Raw genomic sequence first — 6,137 nt, 5'->3', positions numbered from 1 at the left:
GTTGACGCGCGCGCGGATCACCCCGTACGGATCACCGGGTCTCGTCTCCCGTCAGAGCGGCCGGGAGGGCTGGTCGCGCCAGAAGCCGCACTGGTGGTCGGCCGCGAACCCCCGGTCGAGCCGGTCCCCCGCGGGCGCCAGCTTCAGTACCGTGCCGCCCGGTCCGGCCGCCGGCCAGGTGGCCTGCGCCGCGACGGCGGGAACACCGTGGCGGGCGAAGGCGCCCCAGTAGCGCTTCATCCGTGTCGCCAGGGCGACTTGGACGGAGGTCAGGGGCCGCTCGCCCATCGTGAAGTCGTGCAGGTAGGCGAGTTCGGCGCTGTGCGCGTTCGACTCGTCGAGGCCGGGGACCTGTGCGCCCGCCAGTGTCGGCGAGTCGGGGTCGTCGAACTCGTAGGCGAAGGTGGGGACCTGGCGGGCGAACAGTTGCGCCGTCCGCGCGGTTTCGCAGGCGAACGTCGAATCGGTCATGACCGCCGACAGCGCCAGGTACGGGGATCCGTGCGCGGCGACCGGGTAGCGGGCGAGGATCTCCGGCCCGGCCGCGCCGTAGCCCGCGAGGACCTGCCGGGCGTACTGCTCGGCCGTCAGGGCGGGCTGGGTCAGCGCGACGAAGAAGCGCGCCTCGGAGCGGGTGCTCCCGATCAGGACCGGGACCTTGTTCCAGGACCCGGCCGAGATCGCGGCGGCAGGATCCCGCGGCAGCAGTCCGTCGCCCGACGCGGGACCCGAAGTGGCGTGCGTACGGGCCGCGTCCACCAGGGCCTGCCCGGATGCGGCACGCAGACACGCCACGACCCCGGCCGGCTCGGAACAGCCCGCGCCCGCGGCGAAGGCCCGCGCCTCGGACTCGGCCCGCGCGCCGTCGGGCGTACGCAGCAGCGTGCACGGCCCGCTCTGCAGGACGGCCCGGTGGAACAGCCCGGCCGCCGGCGGGGCGGCGAGCAGTCCGCACACCGAACCGCTGCCCGCGGACTGGCCGGAGACCGTGACGTTGCCCGGGTCGCCGCCGAAGGCCGCGATGTTCTCCCTCGTCCAGCGCAGCGCCTGGATCTGGTCCATCAGGCCGAAGGAGCCGGAGCGCAGCGCGTTCTCCCGGCCCAGTTCGGGGAGGCCCAGGTAACCCAGCTGGCCGAGGCGGTAGTTGATGCTGATCACGACGGAGCCGGTCAGCTCGGCCATCGTGCGCCCGCCGAACTGGGTACCGGTGCCCTGGCTGTACGCGCCCCCGTGCATCCAGAGGATCACCGGCAGCCGGGCCCCCGCGCGGGTCCGGCCGGGCCGGTACACGTCCAGGTACAGGCAGTCCTCGCTGACGGCCGAGGGATCGCGCAGCCCGAACGGCGAGAACTGCAGGCATGCCGGGGCCTGTTCGACGGCTTCGCGCACCCCGTTCCAGTGCCGGGGCGCCTGCGGGGCACGTAGCCGGTTCCCCCCGACCGGTGCGGCGGCGTAGGGCACGCCGAGGAACTCCTGCGCCCCGTCATGGGCACGCCCGCGCAGCGCGCCCTGCGCGACGGAGACGACCGGGCGGGGCAAAACGTCCGGCGGGCCGCCCGGAACACCGCCGGGGAGGCCGCCGGGAGAGGCGGTCGCCGGTAGAGCGGTGGCGATCAGCGCGGTGAGGGCGAGCACCGTGCCGTAGAAGGGTCTTGCCGTTGCCGTGGAAAGCCGGGTGATCCGGTGCGAGAGCCGCTGCATCCGTACTCCTGGGTCGGGGACCGTCCGGGGGCGGGACGGGGCGCGGGACGCCCGCCCCGCCTCCGGAAGGCCTGCTGGTGTGGAGATCTACGGACGGAGCCCGGTGAGCAGGGCGGCGGTGACGGCGAAGTCGACCGGTCCGGTGTTCCAGTCGGCGTTCATCGGGCTGACGGCGATCTTCCCGGCGCTGACGGCTTCCACGTCGCTGCCGCGGGCCGGGGTCTTCAGGTCCACCGTCACGCCGACCTTCCAGGTGCCGTCGCCGGCATCCGTGAAGTCGGCCTTCAGGAGCGCCTGGGCGTCCTGGAAGGTGGTCGCCACCCCGGCCGGGGTGCCCTTGCCGTCGGCGCCCACGACGGGGTGGTTGACGTTGAGGCCGACGCCCTGGGGCAGCAGCGGGCCGGAGCGGGCCCGCGAGCGCAGCCGGTCGATCAGCTTGACCGCGAAGTCGAGCGTCGGGCCCATGGCGTTGACCGTGGTCACGGGGTCGGGAGCCGAAAGGCCGCCGGTGCTCAGGGCGATGGCGGGCACGCCCGCGTCCAGTGCGGCGACGGCGCCGCCGACCGTGCCGGAGTGGCTGGCGAGCGCGGCCACGTTCGGGCCGAAGTTGGTGCCCGACACGACGAGATCGGGCGCTCGTCCTTCGAACACCTCGGAGAGTCCGAAGTGCACCGAGTCGCCGGGGGTCCCGTCGACCGCCCACAATTTCGGCTCGGGGTGGCGGACCGTGAGGGACGGGGAGTTGGACGTCTTCGTGCCGGCGCCGCTCTGGTTGGTCAGCGGCGCCACGATGGTGACGTCGTGCCCGGCGGCGGTCAGCCGCGCGAAGGCCAGCCGGATGCCGGGCGCGTTGTAGCCGTCGTCGTTGGTGAGCAGGATCCGCAGCGGTGCCGCGGGCACCGGTGCGGGCTCCGGTCCGGCCTGCGGCGCGGCCACGGCGGCGGGCACCGTACCGGCGAGGGCCGGCGCGCAGAGCAGCAGGGCGGCCAACGGCAGAACTCGCTTGCGTTGCAAGGAACGCTCCTTCGGAGAGGAAGTGGAAACGGCGAACTGGAAAACGGGAACCGGGGACTTGGAACTGGGAACTGGGAACTGGGAACTGGGAACTGGGTGTGAGGGTGGCCTGGAAGGGGTGGGGCCCGGGGGGGGGGGGTGGCCCCCCCTCCCCCCCCCCCCAGGGGTTGAGGGGCACCCGGGGCCGGAGACTTCGACGGGGTCTCGGGGCAACGGGGACCGGAGGGGTCAGCGCACGCTGCGGATGGGGAGGATCGCCAGTGCGCCGATCAGCGAGAGCGCGCCGCCGACCAGGAACAGCGGGGTGTAGCCGCCCAGGGTGGTGACCACGGCGGAGGCGACGAACGGGGCGATGATCTGGGGGCCTGCGTTCGCGATGTTCAGTACGCCCATGTCGCGGGCGGCGTCCTCGGCGCGGGGCAGCACCAGGGTGACGAGCGCGGTGTCGACGGCCATGAAGCATCCGAAGGCCAGGCCGTTGAGCGCGCTGAACACGAGCATGCCCGTCCACGTAGGACTGACGACGGGGACCACCATGACCAGCCCGGCGAGGGCGGCCGATACTCCGACGAACACCTTGCGGCGGTTCCAGCGGTCGGACAGCAGGCCGCCGACCACCGTGGAGACGGCCATCGCGACCATCGACACGGGGGTGAGCACCGCCATCGCGGCGGGCGGGGTCAGCCCTGCGGGGAGCGCGATGTGGTCGCCCAGGATGTAGAGCTGGTAGCCGACCACCGAGAAGTATCCGAGGACCATCAGGGCGCGCCCGATGAAGGCCCATCGGAAGTCGTGGTTGGCGAGCGCCGAGAGGAAGGCCTTCATCTTGGCCCCCTTGGGGGCGGCGGGCGCGTCCGGGTCGGGCTCGGAGCGCGGTACGTCCCGGCAGAAGGTGGTGAGCAGCAGCGCGGCTCCGGCGATGACCCCGCCGAAGACGAGGTAGCCGGTGCGCAGGTGCTCCGAGGTCTGGGAGGCGATCAGCACGCCGACCGTGCCGCCGATGGGCAGGCCCAGTCCCACCAGCGCGGACGCGGTACCGCGACGGGCGGCGGGCACCCGGTCGGGCACGATCGCGGTGACGGCGGCCTGGTAGATGTTCATGGTCGCCTGGACCAGGCACCAGCCGATCCCGACGAGCAGTGCGGTACTGACGCTGCCGAGGAGGGCGAGTCCCACGAGCGAGCCGATCGCGCCGCCGAGGACCCAGGGGTTGCGGCGGCCGCTGCGGTCGGAGAGGGCGCCGGCGATCGGGTTGAACGCGGTGGCGAAGATCGCGCTGATGCCGCCGATCAGACCCAGCACGGCCACCTTGTCGTCGCCGGCGATCGCGGCGATCTGGGTGGGCAGGAGGACGGAGCCGACGCCCATGTAGACGGCCATCATCGCGGAGTTCGCGACCAGCAGGAGGAGCAGGAGCCCGCGTCCGCGGGAGGGTTCGGGATCCGCCTGGGCGGGCGGGTCGATGATCTCGTTCGTAGCCATGACGACTCCTCGGGGGACGGAGCGGGGAGGTGGCGTGGGGGGACCGCCGGTGCGGTGCGCGGGGAGGGCGGAGACGCCGAGGGTGCGGTTGCGCACGAGGGCGTCGCCGGGAAGTGCCGCGCCGAGTGCGAGGCGGTTGACGCGGTGCGGTTGCTCGGCGCGGTGCGTGCGGTGCCCTGCAGTGCGGTGCGGTGCGGTGGGGAGCGTGTGCGGTGTTGAGCTGTGCTGTGCTGAGCAGTGTTCGGCGGTGCCGTGCTGTGCCGTTCACCTGATGTTGTTACACGTGTCACTTCAGGTGCTTGGACACTGTGTAGCACCCACTTGCGGGTCTCGCCAAGGGTTGGAGCAGACCTCCGTGCAGATCGTGACCCATGGACGAAGTCCAGGTGGATCACGTGTAACCAACTGAATGCGGCCTACGGACGACTCCGGCCCGACCGAGAACCCTCTTGCACTTGTGGCGACCGACAGGCTTCCGCAATACTCCGTGCCGCACCGCGCCGACCCACCACCACACCCCGGCGGAGCCCATCCACCCCCATGGGCCTCGGCCACCGTGGCGCGCCACGTCACGTCACGGCGCGCCACGGCCCTGCACGGCGTGCTCGGCGCAACCTGAGCCACTCAGCCGGCTCGGGCCGAGTCGGCTGACCCGGGTGATCTCCCGCGCTCCTCCACCCATCCCTCCCGCTCCACGCCCGCTCGGCCGAACGGATCCGCTCCCACACACCTCCGGCCGATCCCTCCGCTCGGCTGCGCCTTGCGCATCCGCGCGCCGCCTTCGGCGCGCCGGTCCGAGTCCGCCCGCGTTGGCACATCCGCCCGGGCGCGCCCGCTTCCGCTCGCCCCCGCGCTTCACGCCCGTCCGTCGCCCTCCCCTGAGCCCCCCAGGGCCGGGAAGGCGGCCGCGAAAGGTTGCTTCATGTCCGACTTCTTCGGTCACCCCGTCACCCCGCCTCCGCCTCCGCTCGCCGTGCGGCCTCCCCGGAGACCCGTCCCCGCGGCTCCGCCCCGCCACGCCCTCGTCTGGGGCGTGGCACTGATCCTGCTGTCCGTGCTGACCGGACTGCTCCTGCGCACGGACGAACAGCCCGTCTTCCAGGGCCTCGATGACGCGTGGGCCGCTTCACTGAAGGGCTCGCCCGAGGACACCGCCAGCGGGTTCGCCACCGTTCTGGACCGCCTGGGCGGACCGCTCGGCACTGTCGTGCCGCTGCTGCTGATGGGCTGCCTGTGCATGTACGGGCGCTGGAGGTCGGCGCTCTTCGTCTTCACCACCGCGATCCTGGCCAACGTGCTCCTGGTGCTGCCGCTCAAGGCGCTGGCCGACCGGCCGCGCCCCCCGCACACCTGGACCCTGGTCAACGACGGCTCGTACCCCTCCGGCCAGGTCTTCAGCGCGGTGGCCCTGGTGATCGCGGCCGCGGTGGTGCTGTTCCCGCCGGGCGGCCGGCGCTGGTGGTGGCTGTTCGGCGCGGGCTACACCGGCGCCATGATGTGGAGCCGCACCTGGCAGCACGCCCAGTGGCTGAGCGACACCTTCGCCGGCGCCCTGGCCGCCGTGGGGGCCTGTCTGCTCCTGTGGCGGGCGTTCGCCCCGCTACTGGAGACGGAGGCGGAACGCATGGCCTCCGACACCCTCTGGGTGTGACGGACCACGGCGCCGGTCCGGCCGACTCGACCGGAACGCCCGTCCGGACACCCCGGACCGTCCGAGCAAGGCCTGGCACACAAGGCCTGCCGAGCACGTCCGGACCGTTCAGGTCGGCGGCGGACGGGCCTTCCGGTAGGCCGGACCGTCAGATCAGGCCAGGCCGCCAGGCCTGACCCGGCCGCCAGGGACGCTCGAGCCCCGGGAGCTCTCGCCGCCCGGCTCCCGCGCGGCCCGGCAGGCCGGGCCTCGAAGGCCCGCGACGGCCGGCGACGGCCGGCCGCAGCTC

4 protein-coding genes are annotated in these 6,137 nt (G+C 73.2%); 1 reads left to right on the top strand and 3 read right to left on the bottom strand.

All coding sequences use genetic code 11. The features are described from left to right. Positions 1-51: 51 nt before the first annotated feature. The 3 genes from ACFWBW_RS41355 to ACFWBW_RS41345 all read right to left on the bottom strand — a co-directional run bounded on the left by ACFWBW_RS41355 (position 52) and on the right by ACFWBW_RS41345 (position 4,197). Positions 52-1,701 carry a carboxylesterase/lipase family protein gene (locus ACFWBW_RS41355; protein ID WP_385384967.1) on the bottom strand — a complete coding sequence of 550 codons (1,650 nt, stop codon included), beginning with the start codon at positions 1,699-1,701 and terminating at the stop codon, positions 52-54. 87 nt (positions 1,702-1,788) lie between these two features. After that, the gene (surE, locus tag ACFWBW_RS41350) at positions 1,789-2,715 is read right to left on the bottom strand and encodes a 5'/3'-nucleotidase SurE (RefSeq protein WP_385384964.1); all 927 of its coding nucleotides are present in this window, start codon (positions 2,713-2,715) and stop codon (positions 1,789-1,791) included. 228 nt (positions 2,716-2,943) lie between these two features. Continuing rightward, on the bottom strand, positions 2,944-4,197 hold the full coding sequence (locus ACFWBW_RS41345) for an MFS transporter (RefSeq protein WP_385384961.1): 1,254 nt from the start codon (positions 4,195-4,197) through the stop codon (positions 2,944-2,946). A 922-nt stretch (positions 4,198-5,119) separates the two neighbouring features. Between ACFWBW_RS41345 and ACFWBW_RS41340 the strand changes: the two genes are divergently transcribed. Further along, positions 5,120-5,848, top strand: coding sequence for a phosphatase PAP2 family protein (locus ACFWBW_RS41340; RefSeq protein ID WP_385384958.1), 729 nt, complete (start codon positions 5,120-5,122; stop codon positions 5,846-5,848). The last annotated feature ends 289 nt before the right edge of the window (positions 5,849-6,137 follow it).

This window comes from Streptomyces sp. NPDC059957, from assembly GCF_042730015.1.
Taxonomy (GTDB): Bacteria; Actinomycetota; Actinomycetes; order Streptomycetales; family Streptomycetaceae; genus Streptomyces.
Note: the sequence above shows the minus strand (reverse complement) of the source record. Positions and strands in the feature narration are given on the sequence as shown.